The organism is Brevundimonas sp. SL161, assembly GCF_049896985.1.
In the GTDB taxonomy this organism is placed as follows: Bacteria; Pseudomonadota; Alphaproteobacteria; order Caulobacterales; family Caulobacteraceae; genus Brevundimonas.
The window spans coordinates 42,364-63,358 of the sequence record NZ_JAFCVJ010000017.1 but is presented as its reverse complement, the minus strand read 5'-3'; the positions used below and the strand labels follow the sequence as shown (position 1 = coordinate 63,358).

At 68.7% G+C, this 20,995-nt stretch carries 21 protein-coding genes and 1 tRNA gene; 9 read left to right on the top strand and 13 right to left on the bottom strand.

Going from position 1 to position 20,995, the window contains the following annotated elements; all coding sequences use genetic code 11:
* Positions 1-38 precede the first annotated feature (38 nt).
* The 3 genes from ACP7AU_RS12535 to hemC all read right to left on the bottom strand — a co-directional run bounded on the left by ACP7AU_RS12535 (position 39) and on the right by hemC (position 1,776).
* Positions 39-114: transfer RNA gene (locus ACP7AU_RS12535), tRNA-Thr, on the bottom strand.
* A gap of 40 nt (positions 115-154) precedes the next feature.
* Positions 155-838 (bottom strand): uroporphyrinogen-III synthase, encoded by a 684-nt coding sequence (locus ACP7AU_RS12530; RefSeq protein ID WP_426039382.1) that lies wholly within the window; start codon positions 836-838, stop codon positions 155-157.
* Positions 835-1,776 (bottom strand): hydroxymethylbilane synthase, encoded by a 942-nt coding sequence (hemC, locus tag ACP7AU_RS12525; RefSeq protein WP_426039383.1) that lies wholly within the window; start codon positions 1,774-1,776, stop codon positions 835-837. Before hemC ends, ACP7AU_RS12530 begins: the two co-directional genes overlap by 4 nt.
* Before the next feature lie 45 nt (positions 1,777-1,821).
* On the opposite strand from hemC, the gene tsaD reads away from it, so the two are divergent.
* The 3 genes from tsaD to ACP7AU_RS12510 all read left to right on the top strand — a co-directional run bounded on the left by tsaD (position 1,822) and on the right by ACP7AU_RS12510 (position 4,561).
* A complete protein-coding gene (gene tsaD / locus ACP7AU_RS12520) occupies positions 1,822-2,955 on the top strand; it encodes a tRNA (adenosine(37)-N6)-threonylcarbamoyltransferase complex transferase subunit TsaD (RefSeq protein WP_426039384.1) in 1,134 nt (377 codons plus the stop codon).
* A 67-nt stretch (positions 2,956-3,022) separates the two neighbouring features.
* Positions 3,023-4,021: an NAD(P)H-dependent glycerol-3-phosphate dehydrogenase gene (locus ACP7AU_RS12515; RefSeq protein WP_426039385.1), complete on the top strand. Its 999-nt coding sequence runs from the start codon at positions 3,023-3,025 to the stop codon at positions 4,019-4,021.
* 150 nt (positions 4,022-4,171) lie between these two features.
* Positions 4,172-4,561: a Rieske (2Fe-2S) protein gene (locus tag ACP7AU_RS12510; protein ID WP_426039386.1), complete on the top strand. Its 390-nt coding sequence runs from the start codon at positions 4,172-4,174 to the stop codon at positions 4,559-4,561.
* A gap of 80 nt (positions 4,562-4,641) precedes the next feature.
* Here the strand turns inward: ACP7AU_RS12510 and ACP7AU_RS12505 are convergent, their stop codons facing one another.
* The 5 genes from ACP7AU_RS12505 to ACP7AU_RS12485 form a co-directional block, all read right to left on the bottom strand.
* On the bottom strand, positions 4,642-5,145 hold the full coding sequence (locus ACP7AU_RS12505; RefSeq protein WP_426051594.1) for a phasin family protein: 504 nt from the start codon (positions 5,143-5,145) through the stop codon (positions 4,642-4,644).
* Positions 5,146-5,168: 23 nt separating this feature from the next.
* On the bottom strand, positions 5,169-5,924 hold the full coding sequence (locus ACP7AU_RS12500; protein WP_426039388.1) for a creatininase family protein: 756 nt from the start codon (positions 5,922-5,924) through the stop codon (positions 5,169-5,171).
* 101 nt (positions 5,925-6,025) lie between these two features.
* On the bottom strand, positions 6,026-6,619 hold the full coding sequence (locus ACP7AU_RS12495; protein WP_426039389.1) for a TetR/AcrR family transcriptional regulator: 594 nt from the start codon (positions 6,617-6,619) through the stop codon (positions 6,026-6,028).
* A complete protein-coding gene (locus ACP7AU_RS12490; RefSeq protein ID WP_426051593.1) occupies positions 6,619-8,208 on the bottom strand; it encodes a DHA2 family efflux MFS transporter permease subunit in 1,590 nt (529 codons plus the stop codon). The genes ACP7AU_RS12495 and ACP7AU_RS12490 overlap by 1 nt, the downstream gene beginning before the upstream one ends.
* The gene (locus ACP7AU_RS12485) at positions 8,205-9,317 is read right to left on the bottom strand and encodes an HlyD family secretion protein (protein ID WP_426039391.1); all 1,113 of its coding nucleotides are present in this window, start codon (positions 9,315-9,317) and stop codon (positions 8,205-8,207) included. The genes ACP7AU_RS12490 and ACP7AU_RS12485 overlap by 4 nt, the downstream gene beginning before the upstream one ends.
* A gap of 168 nt (positions 9,318-9,485) precedes the next feature.
* Here ACP7AU_RS12485 and ACP7AU_RS12480 point away from each other — a divergent pair, with 168 nt between their 5' ends.
* The 4 genes from ACP7AU_RS12480 (at position 9,486) to ACP7AU_RS12465 (ending at position 14,324) form a co-directional block, all read left to right on the top strand.
* On the top strand, positions 9,486-10,736 hold the full coding sequence (locus ACP7AU_RS12480) for a flavin monoamine oxidase family protein (RefSeq protein ID WP_426051592.1): 1,251 nt from the start codon (positions 9,486-9,488) through the stop codon (positions 10,734-10,736).
* Positions 10,737-10,801: 65 nt separating this feature from the next.
* Positions 10,802-11,497 (top strand): endonuclease III, encoded by a 696-nt coding sequence (nth, locus tag ACP7AU_RS12475; protein WP_426039458.1) that lies wholly within the window; start codon positions 10,802-10,804, stop codon positions 11,495-11,497.
* Between the two features lie 343 nt (positions 11,498-11,840).
* Complete coding sequence (gene rpe, locus ACP7AU_RS12470; protein ID WP_426039393.1) at positions 11,841-12,503, top strand: ribulose-phosphate 3-epimerase; 663 nt, start codon at positions 11,841-11,843, stop codon at positions 12,501-12,503.
* Positions 12,504-14,324, top strand: a complete 1,821-nt coding sequence (locus tag ACP7AU_RS12465) for a heparinase II/III family protein (protein ID WP_426051591.1) — start codon at positions 12,504-12,506, stop codon at positions 14,322-14,324.
* A gap of 6 nt (positions 14,325-14,330) precedes the next feature.
* Here the strand turns inward: ACP7AU_RS12465 and ACP7AU_RS12460 are convergent, their stop codons facing one another.
* From ACP7AU_RS12460 to ftsY, 3 genes are all read right to left on the bottom strand, one after another.
* The gene (locus tag ACP7AU_RS12460; RefSeq protein WP_426039395.1) at positions 14,331-14,939 is read right to left on the bottom strand and encodes a MarR family winged helix-turn-helix transcriptional regulator; all 609 of its coding nucleotides are present in this window, start codon (positions 14,937-14,939) and stop codon (positions 14,331-14,333) included.
* A 137-nt stretch (positions 14,940-15,076) separates the two neighbouring features.
* The gene (locus tag ACP7AU_RS12455; RefSeq protein WP_426051590.1) at positions 15,077-15,760 is read right to left on the bottom strand and encodes an inner membrane-spanning protein YciB; all 684 of its coding nucleotides are present in this window, start codon (positions 15,758-15,760) and stop codon (positions 15,077-15,079) included.
* A 3-nt stretch (positions 15,761-15,763) separates the two neighbouring features.
* Positions 15,764-16,717 (bottom strand): signal recognition particle-docking protein FtsY, encoded by a 954-nt coding sequence (gene ftsY, locus ACP7AU_RS12450; protein WP_426051589.1) that lies wholly within the window; start codon positions 16,715-16,717, stop codon positions 15,764-15,766.
* 186 nt (positions 16,718-16,903) lie between these two features.
* Here ftsY and ACP7AU_RS12445 point away from each other — a divergent pair, with 186 nt between their 5' ends.
* Both ACP7AU_RS12445 and ACP7AU_RS12440 read left to right on the top strand, forming a co-directional pair.
* Positions 16,904-18,949, top strand: a complete 2,046-nt coding sequence (locus tag ACP7AU_RS12445; protein ID WP_426039398.1) for an NAD(+) synthase — start codon at positions 16,904-16,906, stop codon at positions 18,947-18,949.
* A gap of 9 nt (positions 18,950-18,958) precedes the next feature.
* Positions 18,959-19,183, top strand: coding sequence for an alkylphosphonate utilization protein (locus tag ACP7AU_RS12440; protein ID WP_426039399.1), 225 nt, complete (start codon positions 18,959-18,961; stop codon positions 19,181-19,183).
* Positions 19,184-19,334: 151 nt separating this feature from the next.
* Here ACP7AU_RS12440 and ACP7AU_RS12435 read toward each other — a convergent pair whose 3' ends face one another.
* Together ACP7AU_RS12435 and ACP7AU_RS12430 are read right to left on the bottom strand one after the other, a co-directional pair.
* Positions 19,335-20,216 carry an alpha/beta fold hydrolase gene (locus ACP7AU_RS12435; protein ID WP_426039400.1) on the bottom strand — a complete coding sequence of 294 codons (882 nt, stop codon included), beginning with the start codon at positions 20,214-20,216 and terminating at the stop codon, positions 19,335-19,337.
* A gap of 83 nt (positions 20,217-20,299) precedes the next feature.
* Complete coding sequence (locus ACP7AU_RS12430; protein WP_426051588.1) at positions 20,300-20,851, bottom strand: D-glycero-alpha-D-manno-heptose-1,7-bisphosphate 7-phosphatase; 552 nt, start codon at positions 20,849-20,851, stop codon at positions 20,300-20,302.
* Between the last annotated feature and the right edge of the window lie 144 nt (positions 20,852-20,995).

Sequence of the window (20,995 nt, the reverse complement as noted above, 5' to 3'; positions counted from 1 at the left end):
CGTCCGCCTTAGGTCGAGCCTAGGCCCTATGGGAAGGATGGTGCCGCTTAGGTGACTCGAACACCTGACCCCCGCATTACGAATGCGATGCTCTACCAGCTGAGCTAAAGCGGCCTGTCGGCTGAGGCTGGGCCTCGGCGACGGAAGCGGCTCTTTATACGCTGACCCCCGGCTTGCCAAGCGCTGCGAGCAGGGCGTCTTCGGTGGGCGCGGCGGCGACGCGGACCTCGGCGAAAGGCAGGCGTTCCAGCGGAGCGGCGGCGGCGGGCGAGATGGCGACGGCGACACGCCCCTCGGACGCCTTCGGCGACACGCTCCCAGCCAGGGCGCGGCCGGCGCGGGGGGAATGGATCAGGACGGCGTCCCAGGCCCAGGGCGCGGCCACGCCGGTTTCGCGCGCCTCATAGACGGGCAGGGTTCGGATTCGGGCGGCGTCGCCGACGGCGGCGCGCAGGTCTCCGGCGGGTTCGGCGGCGCAGGCGTGCACGATCGTCAGGCCTCGCGCCTCGGCGCGGATCATGGCCGCGAGGTCGGCGAGGTCGCCGTCGGCGGACCTGATGATCGTGAAACCGGCCTCTCTCGCCGCGCGGGCGGTGGCCTCGCCGACGGCCAGGACCGGCAGGGTCCGCGTGTCGGACAGGGCGGCGAAGGCGGCGACGCCGTTCGCGCTGGTGAAGGCCAGGGCCTGGACGCCGCTCAGGTCAAGCGCCGCGGGCAAGGCGTGGATCTGGAGAAGCGGCGCGACCAGCGGCTCAAATCCTTCCGCAGACAGTCGCCTCGCGGTGCGATCGGCGCCAGGACGGGCGCGGGTGACCCAGACGGGGCGGATCGCGCTCAAGATTCGACCGGCAGGCTCTGATCGCCGGCGGCCATATGGACCTGATGCCCGAGGTGTTCGCCCATGGCCCGGGCCTCGGCGGTCAGGTCGCCCTGTGTCACAGCCATCCCGCCCGCCCGGCGCCAGCGGGCCGTGCCGTCGGGGGCCAGCATCTCGGTGGTCAGGGTCAGATGGCCGTCAGCGATGACCGCGTGGGCGCCGACGGCCGTACGGCAGGAGCCCTCCAGCGCCACCATGGCGCCGCGCTCGGCGGCGATGCAGAGAGCGGTGGGCCGGTGGTTCAGGTCGGAGACCCAGGCGTAGTCGGTGTCGTGCTCGCGGGTTTGCAGGGCGAGGGCGCCCTGGCCCGGAGCGGGCAGGAAAGCGTCGAGCGAGAGATATTCCCGAACTGCCTCGGTCCGGCCCAGCCGGTTCAGCCCGGCGGCGGCCAGAAGGATGGCGTCGAACTCGCCCTCGGCCGCGCGACGCAGACGGGTGTCGATGTTTCCGCGCAGCATCTCGATCTGAAGGTCGGGGCGCAGGGACAGGGCCTGGGCCTGTCGGCGGAGCGAGGCGGTGCCGAGGCGGGCGGCGTGGGGCAGGGCGTCGAAGCTGTCGAAATGGCGGCTGATGAAGGCGTCGCGGGCATCCTCGCGCTCGGGGATGGCGGCGATCGTCAGGCCGGGCGGCTGTTCGGCGGGGACGTCCTTCATCGAATGGATGGCGATGTCGATGCGACCGTCGAGCAGGGCCTCCTCGATCTCCTTGGTGAACAGCGCCTTGCCGCCCACCTCCATCAGGCGCCGATCCTGGATGCGGTCGCCGGTGGTGACAATCTCGACCAGCACGACCTGGTCCAGCGGCAGGCCCATGGCGGCGGCGATGGCGCGCTGCATCATGCCGGACTGGGCCAGGGCCAGGGCGGAGCGACGGGTGCCGATGCGGATCAGGTGGGCCATTGAGTTGCGCGGGTCCGGCGGGGTCGCTACCTCGACCCGATGAGCATGGTGGCGGATTATAGCAGCGAGATCGGGGCAGCAACCAATCCGGCGAAGGGCGGCGACCTGACGGTGCTGGGTATCGAGACCAGCTGCGACGAGACGGCGGCCTCGGTGGTGCGACTGACGCCTGACGGGACCGCGACAGTGCTCTCCTCGGTGGTCCACTCCCAGATCGACGACCATGCAGCCTTCGGCGGCGTGGTGCCCGAGATCGCGGCCCGCAGCCATGTGGAGATGATCGACGGCGTCGTGCGTCGCGCCATGGCCGATGCGGGTCTGGGTTATGGCGAGCTGGACGGGGTGGCGGCGACGGCGGGGCCGGGTCTGGTCGGCGGGGTCATGGTGGGGCTGGGGTTCGGTAAGGCCGTGGCTCTGGCGCGCGGCCTGCCGATGGTGGCGGTCAATCACCTGGAGGGCCATGCGGTGTCGGCGAGGCTGGGGGCCAGGGTGGCCTATCCCTTCCTGCTGCTGCTGGTCTCGGGCGGTCATTGCCAGCTTCTGGAGGTGCGCGGCATCGGCGACATGAGCCGACTGGGGACCACCATTGACGACGCAGCCGGCGAGGCCTTCGACAAGATCGCCAAGGCCCTGGGGCTCGGCTATCCGGGCGGTCCGGCGCTGGAGGCGATGGCCGCGAGCGGGAACGGCGCCCGCTTCGACCTGCCGAGAGCCTTGCTGGGGCGGAAGGATTGCGACTTCTCCTTCTCGGGGCTGAAAACGGCGGCGTCGCGGCTGGCCCAGACCTGCGAGACCGATCGGGACCGGGCCGATCTGGCCGATGCGGTCCAGAATGCCATCGCCCGGCAACTCTCGGAGCGGTCGGATCGGGCCATGGCGGCTTACGCCGACAAGCACGATCACCGGCTGTTCGTCGTGGCCGGCGGGGTGGCGGCCAACAGGACCGTGCGGCGGGTGCTGGAGGCGACGGCGGCGAAACGCGGGTTCGCCTTCCTCGCCCCGCCACTGGCCTATTGCACCGACAACGCGGCGATGATCGCCCTGGCGGGGGCGGAACGGCTTCAGCTGGGGCTGGTTTCGGATATCGATGCGCCCGCCCGTCCGCGATGGCCGCTGGACGAGGCGCGCGCCTTGGCCGATCCTGTCCATCCGTCCGGGCGGAAGGGCGCGAAGGCTTAGGCTGGTACGCCAGAACGGCCTCAAGTAGCCGAGCTCCGCGAGCGGGGCGTTAGGCCAAGGAGAATGCATGCAGTTTCGCACCGCAGGAGTCATCGGCGCAGGGGCCTGGGGCACGGCCCTGGCCCTGGTCTGCGCCCGCGCCGGCCTGGACGTCATCCTGCAGGCGCGCGAGCCCGAGGTGGTCGAGAGCATCACCAACCGCCGGGTCAACGAGGCCTTCCTGCCGGGCGTGGTGCTGGACGACCGGATCTCGGTGACGGCCGAGCTGTCGGGTCTGTCGGAGTGCGATCTGGTGCTGGCAGTGCCGCCGGCCCAGTTCATGCGCTCGACGCTGGCCGCCTATGCGCCCCACCACAAGGCAGGCGCGCCTATCGTCCTGTGCTCCAAGGGGATCGAGCGCGGGTCGCTGAAACTGATGACCGAGGTGCTGGCGGAGACGATCCCCGATGCGCCTGCCGCCGTCCTGTCGGGACCGAGTTTTGCGGCCGATGTGTCGAAGGGGCTGCCGACTGCGGTGACCCTGGCCTGCGCGGACGTCGTGCTGGGTGAGGCGCTGATGGAGACCCTGTCGGGACCCGCCTTCCGGCCCTATCTGGCGACCGACCTGATCGGCGCCGAGGTCGGCGGGGCGATCAAGAATGTCCTCGCCATCGCCTGCGGCCTGTCGGAGGGGCGTCGGCTCGGCAAGTCGGCACACGCAGCCCTGATTACGCGCGGCTTCGCGGAGATGACGCGGCTGGGCGTGGCCCTGGGCGGCGAGCCGGAGACGGTCGCGGGCCTGTGCGGGCTCGGCGACCTTGTCCTGACCTGCTCCAGTCCGCAGTCGCGCAACATGAGCCTGGGTCTGGCGCTCGGCGAGGGCCAGACCCTCGCGCAGGCGTTGGCTGGCAAGCGATCAGTGGCCGAGGGCTACGAGAGCGCGCCAGCCGTGCGCGAACTGGCGCGCAAGATGGGCGTGGAAATGCCGATCTGCGAGGCCACGGCGGCCCTGCTGGCCGGCGAGACCACGGTCGATGCAATGATCGAGGGACTGCTTTCACGACCGCTCAAGGCCGAACGGGAATGAGTTCTAGAGTTTCCGTACATCCTCGCGAAGGCGGGGACCCAGTTCTGCGGGCACCCGGATTGTCCGTTGGGACTCCAAACAATCATCCCATGCGCCGTGTCTCGCAAAAGCACTGGGTCCCCGCCTTCGCTGGGATGCACGGAGTTTGGGGTGGCTGAGGTCGAGGTCAGCCAAGAACGCAAACGGGTCTGGTCCACACCGCCGAACGTGGCCCTGTGTGCGCTCGAGGACATCAGGGAGCCCGGCTCGCGAGGCTTCGTGCTGCAGATCGGCGAGGCTTTCTTCCACGGTTTCGTGGTGAGGAAGGAGGGCGAGGTCGCGGGCTGGGTCGATCGCTGCCCGCATCAGGGCTTTCCGATCGCCATCGAGATGGACCGCTATCTGACGCCGGACGGGTCGCTGATCCTGTGCGGCTGGCACGGGGCCGTGTTCGAGCCGCTGTCGGGCGCCTGCGTCGGCGGACCGTGCGCGGGCGGCAAGCTGACGCCGTGGCCGGTGAAGGCCGAGGGCGGCATCATACGAACCGCCGCCCCCGACTGACATTTCAGCCCTTTTCGTCGCCGAGGATCGGACCTGGAGGTCCGCGCTCCAAGGGCGCGGCAACTCACCCGTCGAACGCTCTAGCGTTTCAGGCGTTTCGCGTTGGCCACGGCCGCCGAATGGATCGGCTTCAGCGCGTCGGCCTGGGCCTTCAGAAGTTCGGTGTTCAGGGTCAGCATCTGGCCCGCCGCCCGGCTCCACCAGGCGACCGCATAGTTGTAGTGAGCGGTCGCGGCGGCTTGGGGCGAACCGGCTCCGGCGATCGCCGAGGCGGAGCGTTGGGCGTGAGCGACCTCGTCCATGGCGGACTTCGATACGCGGGCGGCGAGGTCGCCCAGATTGCCGGCGATGGCGGCGGCAGAGGCGCTCATGGCCTCGACCTTTTCCGAGCTCATCAGATGCATTTCGGCCATGTCGGCCTTCATCGGATTGGCCAGGCCTTCGGCCATGATGTTCAGCCGGGCGGCGATGACGTCGGAGGCCGCGCGCATCATCTCGCCGCTGTTGGCGGCGGCGGTCGCGGCCGATTGGGCGTTCTTAACCGCGCGCTTGCCGTCGCGGATCGTCTTGTCGAGCATGGTCATGTGACGGGCTTGGGCCGGATTCTTCAGCCGGGCAAGACTTCATCGGCGAAGGCGGCCACGTCGCGGATCAGGGCGGGCACGGCGGCGTCGATGATGCGCTGGCCTTTCTCCGGGCTCGCCTGGCCTGGATCGGAACCGATGCGGCCGTCTGGGAAGCGAGCGCGGTAGTCCAGGGCGTCGCGGATCGGGCCGTTCGGCGCAATCTTTGGCGAGTATTCCGCCGTCTTGATGCGGTCGGGATAGGCGGCCTGGGTCACCGCGATCTCGGACGGTGTGGCGTGCATGCCATGGCCGGTCGGGAAGATCTGGTTGCACAGGCTGTGGACGCCCGGCAGGTCCCACCAGTTCTTCAGCTTCAGGACATAGGGGCAGGGCTCCTCCAGGAACGACCATTCAGCGTAGAGTTCGGAGAAGGTCGCCTCGATGGTGGCGACATTGCCGCCGTGGCCGTTGAGGAAATAGATCCGCTCGAACCCGTGGCGGCTCAGCGACGAAACCCAGTCGGTGATCGCGGCCATGAAGGTCGAGGGGCGCAGGCTGATCGTGCCCGGGAAGGCCAGATGGTGCTGCGCCATGCCGATGTTGAAGGTCGGGGCGATCACCAGGCCGTCGTCGGCCTTCTCCGCCGCATGGGCGATGATCTCGGGACACATCCAGTCGGTGCCCAGAAGGCCGGTCGGGCCATGCTGTTCGTTCGAGCCGATGGGCACGATGACGGTGCGTGCGCCGCTCTTCAGGCGCGCGTCAATCTCTGGCCAGGAGGAACAGGCGATCAGCATGGCGGCGCTCTCTGTTTTGGCGCTACGCTTGCGACACGGTCGGTCGCTAATTGAGCGCGGCAAGCGGAAGCGGGAACTGCCCCGTCCTTACGCTCGGTCGGTCAGGGCGCGAAAGCCCTGACGAAGCGCTCGGCGGTCTCGCGGGCGCGCCGGCTTTGGTCGATGTCGGGCTCGTCGACGCCCAGGATGCCGCGCAGATAGCCGTGGCCCATGGTCATGCCTGTGAACATCTCCGCCGCCGCGGTCGGATCGGGGACCCGTAGGGCGCCTTTGGCGTCCTGTTCGGCCAGCCACGTCGACAGCCGACGCAGGCTCTCGCCCGGCCCGGCGTGATAGACGGCCTGGGCCAGGTCCGGCGCCTGGGGCGAGATCAGGGCGACCCCGCGCATGGCCGAACGCCCCTCGGCCGTGCACAGCTTGTCGAGCATGGCCTGGCCCAGGGCGGCCAGAACCTCGACAGGCTCCCCGCCGGCCCGGAGTGGGGCGGTGATCGCCTCGGAGCGGCGCTCGGCCATGGCCCGGCCGATTTCCACCTTGGAGGCGTAGCGGTTGTAGAGGGTCTGCTTCGACACCCCGGCCCGGCGCGCGATCTGCGCCATCGAGGCGGCGCCGCCCTTCTCGGCGAAAAGGGCCATGGCGGCCTCCAGGATGGCCTCCGACTTCTTTTCGTCGATCTGGCCCATCACTCGGGGCATCAGTGCGCATCCATGGGTGGCTGCGTTCCCGTGCCCTGCTTCACCGGTCGGGCCAGCAGTGTCAGGAAGGCGCAGGCCGCGCAGCCGAGGGCCAGCATGGCGAAGGCGTCGCCGAATGCGAGCGTGGTCGCCTGTCGCTGCAGCATCCCATAGACCGCCTTCATCGCTGCGCCTTCGGGATCGATGGAGCCTGACATCATGGTGGCCATGCCGGTCAGCATGTCCTGCATCTGGATCGAGGTCTGCGGAATGGCCTGGGTCAGTTCGCTCATGTGCAGGGCGGTGTTGGTGGTCAGGGAGGTGTTCAGGAAGGCGAGCCCGAAGGCGCCGCCGACATTGCGGAACAGGTTCACCAGGCCGGAGGCGTTCTTGACTATGTGTGGCGGCAAGGTCGACATCGTGACCTGCTGGGCCGCGATCATGGCCAGCATGACGCCGACGCCACGCAGGGCCTGGACTCCCGCGAACTCCCAGAAGCCCCATTCGGTGGTCACAGCGTGGGCCTCCCACATGCCCCAGGCGCACAGCATGAAGCCGCCGAACATCAGGATCCGCAGGTCGAGAATCCGCACCAGCCGCCCCGCGAGCGGACCCGTCAGGAACATGGCGAGGCCCGAGACGACCATCGTCGTGCCCACCTCGGCCGGCGAATAGTCGCGCACCCGCGCCAGGAACAGCGGCAACAGGAAGGTGCCGCCGAACAGGGCCGCGCCGACCGTGAAGGTCATGATTACCCCCACCAGGAAGTTGCGATTGTTGAAGGCCCGCAGCTCGACGACCGGATTCCAGTAGACCAGCGAGCGCCAGATGAAGGCGGGGCCGCACAGGCCGGCGATCACCGACAGCAGCAGGATCTGGTCATCGGCGAACCAGTCGTTCTTCGACCCTTCCTCCAGCACGAACTGCATGCTCATCAGGAAGGCGGCCATCAAGCCCAGGCCCAGCCAGTCGAAACCCTTGGACAGCGAGGGGTCGCCCTTGTCGAAATTGGCGTAGCGCCAGACCAGGAAGAAGGACAGCAGGCCGAACGGGACATTGATGAAGAACAGCCAGCGCCAGCTCAGCATCTCGGTCAGGTGACCGCCCAGCGTCGGACCGACGGTCGGGGCCAGAGTGACGATCAGGCCAATGAAGACCGAGGCGGTGACGCGTTTGGACGGTGGGAAGGCGGTGAAGGCCACGGCGAACACGGTCGGGATCATGGCCCCGCCGACAAAGCCCTGGATGGCCCGGAAGAAGATCATCACCTCGACCGAGGACGACAGGCCCACGGCGATGCTCATCAGGACGAAGCCGCCGCAGCTGAACAGGAAGACCTTCTGGGTGCCCCACAGCCGCGACAGATATCCCGACAGGGGTATCATCACGACCTCGGGGATCAGATAGGCGGTCTGGATCCAGCTGATCTCGTCGGCCGAGGCGCCGACGCCCGACTGGATCTGGGGCAGGGAGGCGGCGACGATCTGGATGTCGAGGATGGCCATGAACTGGCCGATGACCATCCCGGCGAAGCCGAGGATCAGGAAGGTCCAGTTGATCTTCGGCTCGACGGCCGTCGGAGCCGCGCCGCCGATGACGGCCGCGGTCATTGCGCGCTCGTGGTTCCGGCGTCGGCGAGGCGCGTCTGGCCCGTAGCGGCTTCGGCGAAGGAGGCGCCGCCTTCGCTCTTCAGGTCGACCCTGACCTCGACCGAAAGGCCGGGCCGCAGGGCCGCGCCGCCTTCGGCGCGATTGACCAGGATGCGCACGGGCACCCGCTGGGTGATCTTGGTGAAGTTGCCGGTGGCGTTCTCGATCGGGATCAGGGCGAACTCTGAGCCTGTCGCGGGGGCGAAACTGTCGATACGGCCGGTCAGGTCCACACCGGGGAAGGCGTCGGCCTCGATGTGCACGGTCTGGCCCAGACGCAGGCGACCCAGTTGGGTCTCCTTGAAGTTGGCGACGATATAGGTGTCGCCCAGGGGCACGAGCGACAGCAACTGGCCCCCGGGGCGGACATACTGACCGGCCCGGACGCCGCGTGCGCCGACGACGCCGGCGGCGGGGGCGCGGATCACGGTGCGGTCCAGGTTGATGCGGGCCTGCTCGACGGCCGAGCGGGCCTGATCGACGGCGGCCAGGCTCTGCTGGCGGGTCGAGCCGAGGACGCCGGCGGTACGCTGTTCGGCGACCAGGGCAGCCTGGGCCTGGGCGACGGAAGCTGCGGCGGTCTGGGCTCCGGCCGTTTCGGTTTCGATACGTTGCTCGGAAACCCAGCCCTGACGTTGAAGGGCGGTGTAGCGATTGACCTGGGCCTGGGCGAGATCGGCCTGGGCGCGGGCCTGGGCGACGCCGGCGGCGCGCGAGGCGATCATGGCCTGTTCCTGGGCCGCGCGGGCGTCGACATTGTCCACGGCGGCCAGCAGGGCCGCGAGATTGGCCTCGGCCGCCGCGAGCTCGGCCCTGGCGTCGGCGTCATCGAGACGGACCAGGATCTGTCCCGCCTGGACCCGCTGGTTGTCGGTCACCAGCACCTCGGCGACATAGCCCTCAATCTGGGGACTGACCAGGGTGACGTCGGCCTGGACGAAGGCGTTGTCGGTGGTTTCCCACCGCTGCTTGTTCTGCCACCAGACGGCGCCGCCGATGATCAGGCCGATGGCGACGACGCCTCCGACGATCAGCGGGAGGCGTTTCTTCAATGCGGGAGCGAGGGCCATACGGTCGGGTCTCTAAGGATGGGGCGTCAGGGAGGACGGCTGTAAAATGGACCCAATCGTCCATAAATCAATCCACTTGCGATGCGGCGTGAACACGTCATGTTTCGCGCTGTTCCCCACGCCCCTTTGAGTCTCCCGATTTCCCTCCCCTCCTCCATCGATGTCGCCGTGATCGGCGCCGGGTCCGCCGGGCTTTCGGCCGCGCGTCGTCTCGCGAGGGCGGGTGTCGCTGTCGTGGTTCTGGAGGCCCGCGACCGGATCGGCGGGCGGGCGTTTACGGCGACCCACGAGGGGATGCCGGTCGACCTCGGCTGCGGCTGGCTGCACTCGGCCGACGCCAATGTGCTGGAAAAGATCGGGCGCGAGGTCGGGTTCACCATCGACGAGACCCCGCCGCCGTGGCGTCAGCAGGCCTTCAACCTGGGCCTGACGCCGGCCGAACAGGCCGAGTTCGCAGAGGCCTTCAACGCCTTCGACAAGCGGGCGGCCAAGGCGGCCAAGGCGGGCGACGACCGCGCGGCCTCCAATCTGTTCATTCCGGGCGAGCGCTGGAACGAGCGGATGGACGCCATCTCCGGAGCCCTGAACGGGGCGAAGTTTGCCGAGGTCTCGACCCTGGACTACGACGCCTATGAGGACACGGGCGTCAATTATCGGGTGGTCGAGGGTTACGGGTCTTTGATCGCTGCACTGGGCGAAGACGTGCCGGTGGTGCTGAACTGCCCGATCGAGCGGATTGACCGGTCGGGAGCCCGGCTGACGATCGAGACAGCGCGCGGGGTGATCGAGGCCAGGTCCGTGATCCTGACCCTGCCGACATCGGTGTTGGCGTCAGAGGCCGTGCGGTTCGATCCGCCCCTGCCGGACCTGATCGAGGCGGCGGCCGGCGCGCCCCTGGGCCTGGCGTCCAAACTGCATCTGGCGGTCGATGGAGCGGAGGAGTTCCCCGAGGACAGCCAGCTGTGGGGCCGCACCGACACGGCCCAGACCGGCGGCTATCACCTGCGTCCGTTCGGGCGGCCGCTCATCGAGGGCTATTTCGGCGGCGATCTCGCCTGGGGACTGGAGGCCGAAGGCGAGGCGGCCTTCTTCGACTTCGCCGAGAGCGAACTGTCGAACCTGCTGGGGTCGAGTTTCCGCAAACGCATCCGCCCTCTGTCGACCTCGATGTGGGGCGCCGAGCCTTGGTCGATGGGCGCCTATTCCCACGTCCTGCCGGGGCTGGGCGATCGCGAGACCGGCGCGCGGGCGCGTCTGGCGCGGCCGATCGAGGACCGTATCTTCATCGCCGGCGAGGCGACGTCGCAGGGCTTCTACGGCACGGCCCACGGCGCCTGGATGGAGGGTGAGCGTGCGGCCATCGAGGCGATCACGGCCCTGGGGCTGGACCCGCGCCTGTCCGATCCCGAGGCGCGCTGAGAGTGGCGAAGCGGACAAGGGTTACCGGCAAGCCGACCGGTCTCGCCCGCAAGCCCGGCAGCGTCATGACCGGCGCGCCGATCCCGATCTTCGCCTTTCCGCCGGACGAGGATCGGGTCGAGGACATCTTCACTCGTCTGGCCCGCGTCATGCCGGAACCGAAGACCGAGCTGAACTTCACCGATCCCTTCACCCTGATCGTCGCGGTCGCCCTGTCGGCCCAGGCGACCGACGTCGCTGTCAACAAGGCCACCGACCGACTGTTCGCCGTCGCCGATACGCCGGAGAAGTTGCTGGAACTGGGCGAGGAGGGGCTGGTCCCCTTCATCGCCTCGATCGGCCTCTATCGGAACAAGGCGAGGAATGTCATCGCCCTCAGCCGGATCGTCCTGGAACAGCACGGCGGCGTCGTGCCGCTGAACCGCGCGGACCTTCAGGCCCTGCCCGGGGTGGGACGCAAGACGGCCAGCGTGGTCCTGAACGAACTGGGCATCGAACCGGCCATCGCCGTCGACACCCACGTTTTCCGCGTCTCGCACCGGTTGGGCCTCGCCAATGCCGCGACGCCGGACAAGGTCGAGGACCAGCTCCACCGCGTCGTCCCCGAGGCCTTCCTGTCCAAGGCCCACCACTGGCTGATCCTGCACGGCCGCTACACCTGCACGGCGCGAAAGCCCAGGTGCGAGGGGTGTGTGATCAGCGACCTGTGTCCCTCGCGCGGGCTGATGGCGGGGCTCCAGGTTCCGTTGAACGCTACCTGAGCCATCTGATGCCGACGAGAGGGTGGTCGCGGTGGTCTATCTGCTGGCGCGCCTTATGAGACCGACGCCAGTGCCGCGACCAGAACAGCTGGCGGTGTCCCATGAATGTCTGGGACTTCCAAATGCCGCCTGAGCCTGGCCTGCTGCTCCAAGGCGGACGTCGTGAAGCGCAGAGTTGGGTCAGACGCTGTCGTTTGAGCCGTTCGACCGAAAGGTCGCAGGTCGGGATCACACATCAGGCGCCAATCAGCATGGCGACCTCCAGGTGAATGTCGGGGTCGTGGGCAGGGCCTTTTGGCCCGCGCGCCTTGCCCGTGACGTCATCCCGCCGTATCCCCGGATCATGCCCAAGACGCCCCTGATCTGCCCGTCCATCCTGGCCTCGGACTTCGCCAAACTGGGCGAGGAAGTCAGAGCGCTGGAGGCCGCCGGCGCCGACTGGATCCATGTCGACGTGATGGACGGCCATTTCGTGCCCAACATCACCCTCGGCCCGGATGTGGTGAAGGCGTTAAGGCCCCACACCACCCTGCCATTCGACGTGCACCTGATGGTCGCCCCGGTTGATCCGTGGCTGGAGGCCTACCGCGAGGCGGGGGCAGACATCCTGACCGTCCATCCCGAGAGCGGGCCGCACCTGCACCGGACCCTGGGGCGGATCCGGCAGCTAGGGGCCAGGGCCGGCGTGGTGCTGAACCCCGGCACGCCGTTGTCGGTGCTGGAGGATGTGATCGATCTGGTCGATCTGGTGCTGCTGATGTCGGTCAATCCGGGCTTCGGCGGACAGTCCTTCATTCCGTCGACGCTGAAGAAGATCGAACGGACCCGGGCCATGCTCGATGCGGCTGGCTCGAAGGCCCACCTGCAGATCGACGGAGGGGTGACGGCCGCCAACGCGGGGGCCTGCATCGCCGCCGGGGCGGATGCCCTCGTGGCCGGGACCGCCGTGTTCAAGGGCGGGCCGGATGCCTATGCGGCCAATATCGCCGCCATCAAAGCCGCATAGGTGAACTTGATCGGGCCCTTCGCCGACCGTAGTCCGTCCACGCCGAACGTCGGCGAGGGCGCCATTCCGGGCCTGCGCGGGGCGCCGGTCAGGACGCCGGTACGGTCCAGCGGGGTGACCACCGGCCCGGCCCTGTGGCCCGCCGTCGCCGGACGGGTGCTGACCGGCCAGATGTGGATCGAGCTTTATGGCCTGCCCGGCTATACGATGACGCTGTCGGCGGGGAAGGCCACGGCCTTCGCCGCCACGGCGCGCGATTTCCGACCCGCCGACATCAACCTGGGCAAGGCCGTGATGGGCGGGCGTTTCCCCCTCGCCGGATCGAACCTGGAGGCCGAGGCGCCCGTCGATCCGTGGAACCGGCCGAGCCCTTCGAAGGCCTTTGCCGTCGACCTGCACGCCTTCGCCTGGATGCCCGGGCTGATGCTTCAGGGCGAACGCGGGGCGCGCGAGGCGCTGCGGCTGACCCTGGCCTGGGCCAACACCTTTTCGCGCTGGTCGCCCTTCGCCTGGGAACCGCGGATCCTGGCGCGCCGGGCCTACAACCTGGCCTGCGCCGCCCGGAAGATGGGCGCCGTCGCGTCCGAGACCGACAGGCTAAGGCTGGCTGATACCCTGGGGCGTCAGGCGCGGCAGTTGCTACGGCCGCCGGGCGGACTGGCGGGCAAGGCCGAACGGCTGGTCGCGGCGGCCGTGGCCGGATGCGTGCTGGCGGGGCAGGCGGGATCGCGGTTGAGGAAGGCGGCGCTGGGACGCCTGCCCGGGGCGCTGAGGGTCACGGTGGCGGGCGACGGCGGCCACGCCTCGCGTTCGCCCGAGGCCGGAATGGAGCTGTTGCTCGATCTCCTAACCCTGGACGACGCCCTGTCGCAGCTATCGGAAGCGGCGCCGGAGGCCGTGGGCGGGGCAATTATTCGCCTGACCACAGCACTGCGGCTGCAGGTGCTGCCGGACGGCCGGCTGGCGGGCTTCCAGGGCGGCGGTCCGTCGACTGCGGCCCGGGTCGCGGCCGCGCGCGCCCATGATGAACATGCTGAGGCGACCGCGTCCGCAGTGGGCTCGGTCGGCGGGTTATCGCGTATCCGCTCGCCGCTGCTGACCATCGTCACGGACGCGGGAGCTCCCGGGAAAGGCGCCTGGTCCGAGGCGGCCTGCGCCCAGCCGCTGGCGCTCGAGATCGTCTGCGGCAAGGACCGGATCGTCACCGGGTGCGGCTGGACTCCTCGTGCGGCCGACCGCCAGGGCCTGCGTCTGACGCCCGGTCATTCGACGCTGACCCTGGGCGAACAGTCGTTCGCCGAACCGCTGGGCGGATGGAAGGGCGAGTTGCTGGGACCGCGCCTGTATGGGCGGCCCTATCACGCGACGTCGGAACGCCGGGACGGCGACGGGGCGGTGTGGCTAGAGGTCGAGCACGACGCCTGGGCCCAGCCGTTCGGCCTGATGCACCAGCGCCGGCTGTATCTGGACCAGAGGCTGGACGAATTGCGGGCCGAGGAGCGGCTGCACCCGGCGGCCGGAAATCGCGACGTGGTCCGGATCATCGCCGCCCCCTATGCCGTGCGTTTTCATCTGGAGCCGGGGGTGCAGGCGTCCCTGGCGCGAGATCGCCGGTCGATCCTGCTGCGCGGACATTCCGGGCGGGGCTGGTGGTTCCGCACCGATGGTCCGGATGTCGCCATCGAACCGTCCGTGCACGTGGAAGAGGGGCTGACGCGACGCTCGTTGCAGGTCGTGGTGCGGGGCTCGGCGCGCACGGATGCTGAGACCAAGATCCGCTGGAAGTTGAGCCCGGCGGGCGCGGCGGGGGATCCAAGCTAGACCGCTTCAGGCGACCGGTGTGACGGCCTTGGGCTTTTTCGGTTTAGGCGTCTTGGGGGTCTTCTTCGGTTTGGCCGCCTTCTCCGCCGCTTTTTCGGCCTTGCGGGCCTCCTTGGTGGCCTTCTTCAGGGCCTTGGCCTCGGCCTTCTCGGCATCGGGCGCGGCGTCTGCGGCTGCGGCGATCTCGGCCAGCATGTCGAGGAAACCGTCGCGCTTGGCCTTAGGCAAGAGGCCCATGATCCGCTTGTCGGCGGCCTCGACGCGAGGCCGGGCCTGATTCAGCAAGGCCTGACCTTCTTCCGACAGGCGCACGGCCTTGGCGCGGGCGTCGATCGTCGAGCGTTCCCGCGACAGCAGCCCCTTGGTGGTCATGCGGGCGACGAGGTCGGCCAGGGTCGAGCGGTCGATGCCTGTGGCGCGGACCAGGTCGGTCTGGGTCAGGCCCTCCTTGACGGAGACGGCCTCCATGACGGCGAACTGCCGCTGGGTCGGGCCGCCCTCGCCAGCCTCTTCGGAATAGATATCGAGCGCGAGCTGGAGCGCTCGATGCATCAGATGACTTGGGGAATCGGCGAGCGTACCGGACCGCCGCGCCTGTTTGCCGGATTTCACCATGGCCGTATCCCTCTGCCGTATGCGGAGGGTTATCAGCGAGCCTTTACGATTTAACGACAGTGATGCGTCAACGGGCAGGCATGCCCAACCTCTCTCCGTGCACCCCGGCCTTCGCCGGGGTGCAGGGAGACAAGAGTTCAGGGTGCGGTGTCCGGCCTCGCGGGCGCTGAAGCATCGACGGGGTCTTCCGAGACCAGGTTCTTCATGATCAGCGGCACCTGCGACAGGCCGAAGATGGATGAGGCGATCCACAGGACGCCGCGGAAACTGACCCAGACGTCGGCCGGGTCGACCGCAGTGTGGCCCAGGCGGGCGGCGGCCCAGGCGACCAGGGCCTCGGACCGGACCAGTTCGTTGACCACGGCGACGGCGGCGAAATACAGGCCGTAGCGGAAGGTCAGGGTGCGCCAGGCGGCGTCGTTGACCGGGATGACCGTGCCGAGGAGGGCCTTCAGCGGCTGTTTGCGGAGGTAGAGGCCGCCCAGCAGCGCGATGGCCAGCGAGGCGTTGAGCACCGTCACCTTCAGCTTCACGAACAGGTCGTCGTTGAAGACGAGGGTCAGGACGCCGAAGACCAGGGCGAAACTACCGACCAGCAAAGGCATGAGGGCGAGACGCTTCTCGACCAGCAGCCCGACGGCCACGGCGACGCCCGAACCGGCCACGAGGCCCCAGGTGGCGTGGACAAGGGCCTCGTCGCCCGGGAGGCCGCGGACGCGGAAGAAGATGAAGGTCGCGGCGAAGGCGGCGAGGGCGCCAAAATCGACGACCTGACGGATCCACGTCGGCGGACCCCGCTTGGGCTCGGGCATGTCAGTCATGGTCTAGTCCTCGAGGCCGACGAGCGAGCGGGAGAAGGCGCGGGCGTCGAAGGGCTGCAGGTCGTCGATCCCCTCGCCCACGCCGATCAGCTTGATGGGGGCGTCGGAGGCCTGGGCGACGGGGACCAGAACGCCGCCACGTGCCGTGCCGTCCAGCTTGGTCATGACCAGGCCGGAGACGAAGGCGGTGCGGCCGAAGATCTGTTCCTGGGCCAGGGCGTTCCTGCCCACGGTGGCGTCCAGCACCAGCAGGGTCTCGTGCGGGGCGTCCGGATCGATCTTCTTCAGAACGCGCACGATCTTGAGCAGTTCGTCCATCAGGGCGGACTTGTTCTGGAGACGGCCGGCGGTGTCGATCAGGACGACGTCGTAGTTCTCGGCCCGGGCCCGTTTATAGGCGTCGAAGGCGAGACCGGCGGGATCGGCGCCGTCGCGGCGGCTCTCGAAATGAGCCCCGGCGCGCTCGGCCCAGACCTTCAGCTGTTCGCGGGCGGCGGCGCGGAAGGTGTCGCCGGCGACGATCATCACCTTTGCGCCCTTGCCGGTCAGGTCGGCCGCGATCTTGCCGAGGGTGGTGGTCTTGCCAGATCCGTTCACGCCGACGAACAGGACGACGAACGGCTTGATCCCTCCGGCCACGCCGACGGGGCCCAGCGGATCGAAGGTCGCCTGACGCGGCAGGAGTTCGGCGGCGACGGCCTCGGCCAGGGCCTCCTTGACCTCGCGCTCGGAAGAGGCGCCGCCGAAGCGCAGCTCGCGGAAGCGGGCGACGATCCGGTCGGTGGCGGCGGGGCCGAGGTCGCTTTCCAGCAGATGCTCCTCGAGGCCTTCGAGAGCGGCCTCCGACAGGGGCTCCTTCACGAAGGCGGAGACGACCTGTTCGGTCATCTGCTGGCTGGAGCGGGCCAGTCCCTGGCTGAGGCGCTGGAACCAGCCCTTCTTGGGCGTGTCGGTCATGGGAGGGCTTTAGCGGGGGAGTGAAGCCGCGTCACGTGTCCACATACATCCGCTCATCCCCGCGAAGGCGGGGACCCAGTGCTTTGGGCGATCGATTTCGGATGCAGAGGTAAAATGGCAATCCCGGGCGCCGTACCTTACAAAAGCACTGGGTCCCCGCCTTCGCGGGGATGCACGGAATAGATGATGGCCAAGACCGACCCCTTCCATTCGCCTCGCACGCACGGCTTCGTCCGGGTCGCGGCGGCGACACCGGTGGTCCACATCGCCGACCCTAAAGCGAATGCGGAGGAGCATCTGGCCCTGATCCGGGAGGCCGGCGAGCAGGGCGTGGACCTGATCGTCTTCCCCGAACTGTCGCTGAGTGGTTACGCCATCGACGACCTGCACATGCAGGCGGCGCTGCTGGATGAGGTGAAGCGGCAGGTCGACGTCATCGCAGAGGCCGCCGATGAGGCCGGGCTGGTCGCCGTGGTCGGGGCGCCGATCCGCAACGGGGACGCCCTGTTCAACTGCGCGGTGGTGCTGGGCGGCGGGGCGGTGCTGGGGGTCGTGCCCAAGACCTATCTGCCGAACTACCGCGAATATTACGAGAAGCGCTGGTTCGCGCCGGCGGCGTCGCGGAGCGAGGATGCGGTCATCCTGGGCGGCGAGAGCGTGGATTTCGCGCCGGGCCTGATCTTTGAGGCGACCAATCGGCCGGGCTTCGTGTTCGCGGTCGAGATCTGCGAGGACTTCTGGGCGCCCTTGCCGCCGTCGACGCGGGCGGCGCTGGCGGGCGCACGGATCCTGCTGAACCTGTCGGCCTCCAACATCGTCATCGGCAAGGCCGACGAGCGGGCCGTGTTGTGCGCCAGCCAGTCGGCGCGGACGCTGTCGGCCTATGCCTTCGCCGCCTCGGGCTGGGGCGAAAGCACCACCGACCTGGCCTGGGACGGACAGGCGACGATCCACGAACTGGGCGCGAAATTGGCCGAAGGGCAGCGGTTCGCGATGACGGCTCACCTGACCGTGGCGGATGTCGACGTGGACCGGATCGGCATGGACCGGCTGAGGAACGGGACTTTCGCCGACTGTGCGCGGATCGAGGGCGAGGCGGCGACGGTGATTCCGTTCGAGGCGGCGGAGGAGCGGGAGACGGGCAGGCTGATCCGCTCCCTCGACCGCTTCCCCTTCGTGCCGGACGATCCCCGGCGGCTCGACCAGGACTGCTACGAGGCCTTCAACATTCAGGTGCAGGGGCTGATGCGGCGGATGACGGCGACCGGTGCCGAAAGGCTGTGCATCGGCGTGTCGGGCGGGCTCGATTCGACCCAGGCCCTGCTGGTCGCCTGCGGGGCCTTCGATCGGCTGAAACTGCCAAGGACCAGTATCCTCGCCTACACCCTGCCGGGATTCGCGACCTCGGACGGGACCAGGGGCAACGCCTGGGCCCTGATGACGGCGCTGGGGGTGACGGGCGAGGAAATCGACATCCGGCCCGCGGCGGAGCGGATGCTGGCCGACATCAAACATCCCTATGCGGACGGCCAGCCCGTCCACGACATCACCTTCGAGAACGTCCAGGCCGGCCTCAGGACCGACTATCTGTTCCGGCTGGCGAACCAGAACCGCGCCTTCGTCCTGGGCACCGGCGACCTGTCGGAACTGGCGCTCGGCTGGGCCACCTATGGCGTCGGCGACCATATGAGCCACTACAACGTCAACGGCGGGGTAGCGAAGACCCTGATCCGGCACCTGATCCGCTGGGTCGCGGGGCGGGACGACATGACCGGGGCGGCCGACGTGCTGAATGCCATTCTGGACACGGAGATTTCGCCGGAGCTGGTGCCGGCGGGGACGGACGGGAAGATCCAGTCGACGGAGGGGACGGTCGGTCCCTATGCGCTGAACGACTTCTTCCTGTTCCACATCACCCGCTTCGGCATGACGCCGTCGAAGGTCGCCTGGTTATGCCATCAGGCGTGGGGGGACGCGGCGCGCGGCCAGTGGCCGGCGCATCATCCGCATGGCGACCGGGTCGCCTATGATCTGGCCACGATCAAGTTCTGGCTGCGGAAATTCCTCGTGCGGTTCTTCCAGACCAGCCAGTTCAAACGATCGGCCCTGCCGAACGGGCCGAAGGTGGTGACGGGCGGGTCGCTGTCGCCGCGCGGCGACTGGCGGGCGCCGTCGGACGGGAATGCGCGGGTCTGGCTGGATGAGTTGGACGCGAACGTCCCGGACGCCTAGAGGACCGGGATGACCGAAGCCCCCACCAAAGACTCCAACGGCAACATCCTGTTGGACGGCGACAGCGTGACCCTGATCAAGGATCTGAAGGTCAAGGGATCGGGCGGGGTGACGCTGAAGCGCGGCGCCCTGGTCAAGAACATCCGCCTGACCGACGACACCGACGCGATCGAGGCCAATGTCGACAAGGTGCGCGGCCTGGTGCTGCGAACGGAGTTCGTGCGGAAGGCGTAGGGCGCCACCTCCCCATCCGAAGGATGGGGAGGTGGCTCGGAGCGAAGCGAAGAGACGGAGGGGTTCCCGCCGTTCAGAACCCCTCCGTCAGCTCGCCAAGGGCTCGCCGCCACCTCCCCATTCGCCAAGAGGCGAACAGGGAGGAGACGTTCTACGGAACGTCCCGCAGGAACTCGAAGATCGCGGCTTTCGACTCCGGTTCGTCCAGCATCGGGGCGTGGCCGATGTCGGGGATCTCGGCGTAGCGCATCTCGGGCGCGGCCTTCTGCATCTTCGCCGCGATATCGGCGCCCAGCAGGTCGGAGGTTCCGCCCCGGATCAGCAGGGTCGGGCGTTTGCGGGCCAGCTTGCGGAAATAGGGCCACAGGTTCGGGGCCAGGGCCTTGGCCCCGGCCGCGCGGATCGGGACGGCGATGTCGGGGTCGTAGTCGAGGACCGGCGAACCCTCGGTGCCGTCCCTGAAGACCCGCCGGGCGAAGGCGTCCCAGTCGGCGTCGGTGTAATGGGGCAGGGCGACTTCGTTGATCCGCTTCGCATAGGCGGCGGCCGCGGCCCAGGTCGGGGTGTCGACGGGCTGGCCGGAATAGGCGGCGATGCGGGCCAGGCCCTCCGGCGACACTTGAGGGCCGATGTCGTTGAGAATGGCAGCGGCGACGACGCGGCTCTTCAGCGCCGTGATCGCCATGGTGATCAGCCCGCCCATCGAGGTGCCGAGGAAGACGGCCCGCTCGATGCCGGCGGCCTCGAGCAGACCCAGCACGTCCTTGGCATAGACCGGCGGCTGGTAGGTCATCGGGTCGGTGGCGCGATCGGACTGGCCGCGCCCGCGCACATCCACCGCCAGAACGCGACGACCGCCACGCGCGATCAAGGCGGCTATGGCGTCAAAGTCGGCGGAGTTGCGCGTCAGGCCGTGGATGGCGATGACCGGCAATTTCGCCGGACCGTCCGCGCCCGGATAGTCGCGGGCGAACAGGCTGAGCCCGTCGGACGAGGTCCAGCGACGCTCGGAATACAGGGTCGATTCGGCCATTGCGGCGCACTCCCAAGCCAGGACGCCCCCCGCGTCGGCCGGAGCTTATTTCATCCCCCGGTGAACAGGCCAGCGAATTGCGATCACCCGCCGAGCAGGTCGCGGACGAAATGATCGAGATTGCCGCCCTCGAACAGGAAGCCGGGCAGGCCGGCGCGACGGGCGGCGTCCAGATCACTCTGACGGTCGCCGATCAGGAAAGAGCGGGCCGGGTCGATGTCATGGTCGGCAATGGCGCGCAGGATCATGCCGGGGTTGGGCTTGCGGTCCGGATGGTCGGGGTAGAGCCACCTGGGATCCTCCGCCTCATTGTGGAACGGGCAGGCATAGACGGCGCCGATGCGGGCGCCCTTGCCGGCCAGGCGACGGACCAGCAGGGCATTGAACCCCTCCATCTGTTCGAAGCTGAACAGGCCCCGCGCCACGCCGGACTGGTTGGTGACGATGACGACCAGATAGCCGAGGGCGTTCAGGCGACGGACAGCGTCGGCCGCGCCGGGGATCAGGACCAGATGCTCTTCGAGGTGCGGATAGCCGCTGTCGGTGATCAGGACACCGTCGCGGTCGAGGAAGACGGCGGGATGGGTCGTGGGGGCAGTGTTCAAGGCGGCGGGCTCCGGATTCGGACGGTGCATGGAATAGGCAGGACCGTTGCAAGGCGCAACGCGAAGTGACCCCCTTGTGTTTGGCGTTGCGGCGCCCGGCGGGTTAGACGGCCCCACCTTCGAAGGTCGACCCCTGATCCGGGTTCTGCGCCGCCCCGTTTCGAGAGAGGTTCC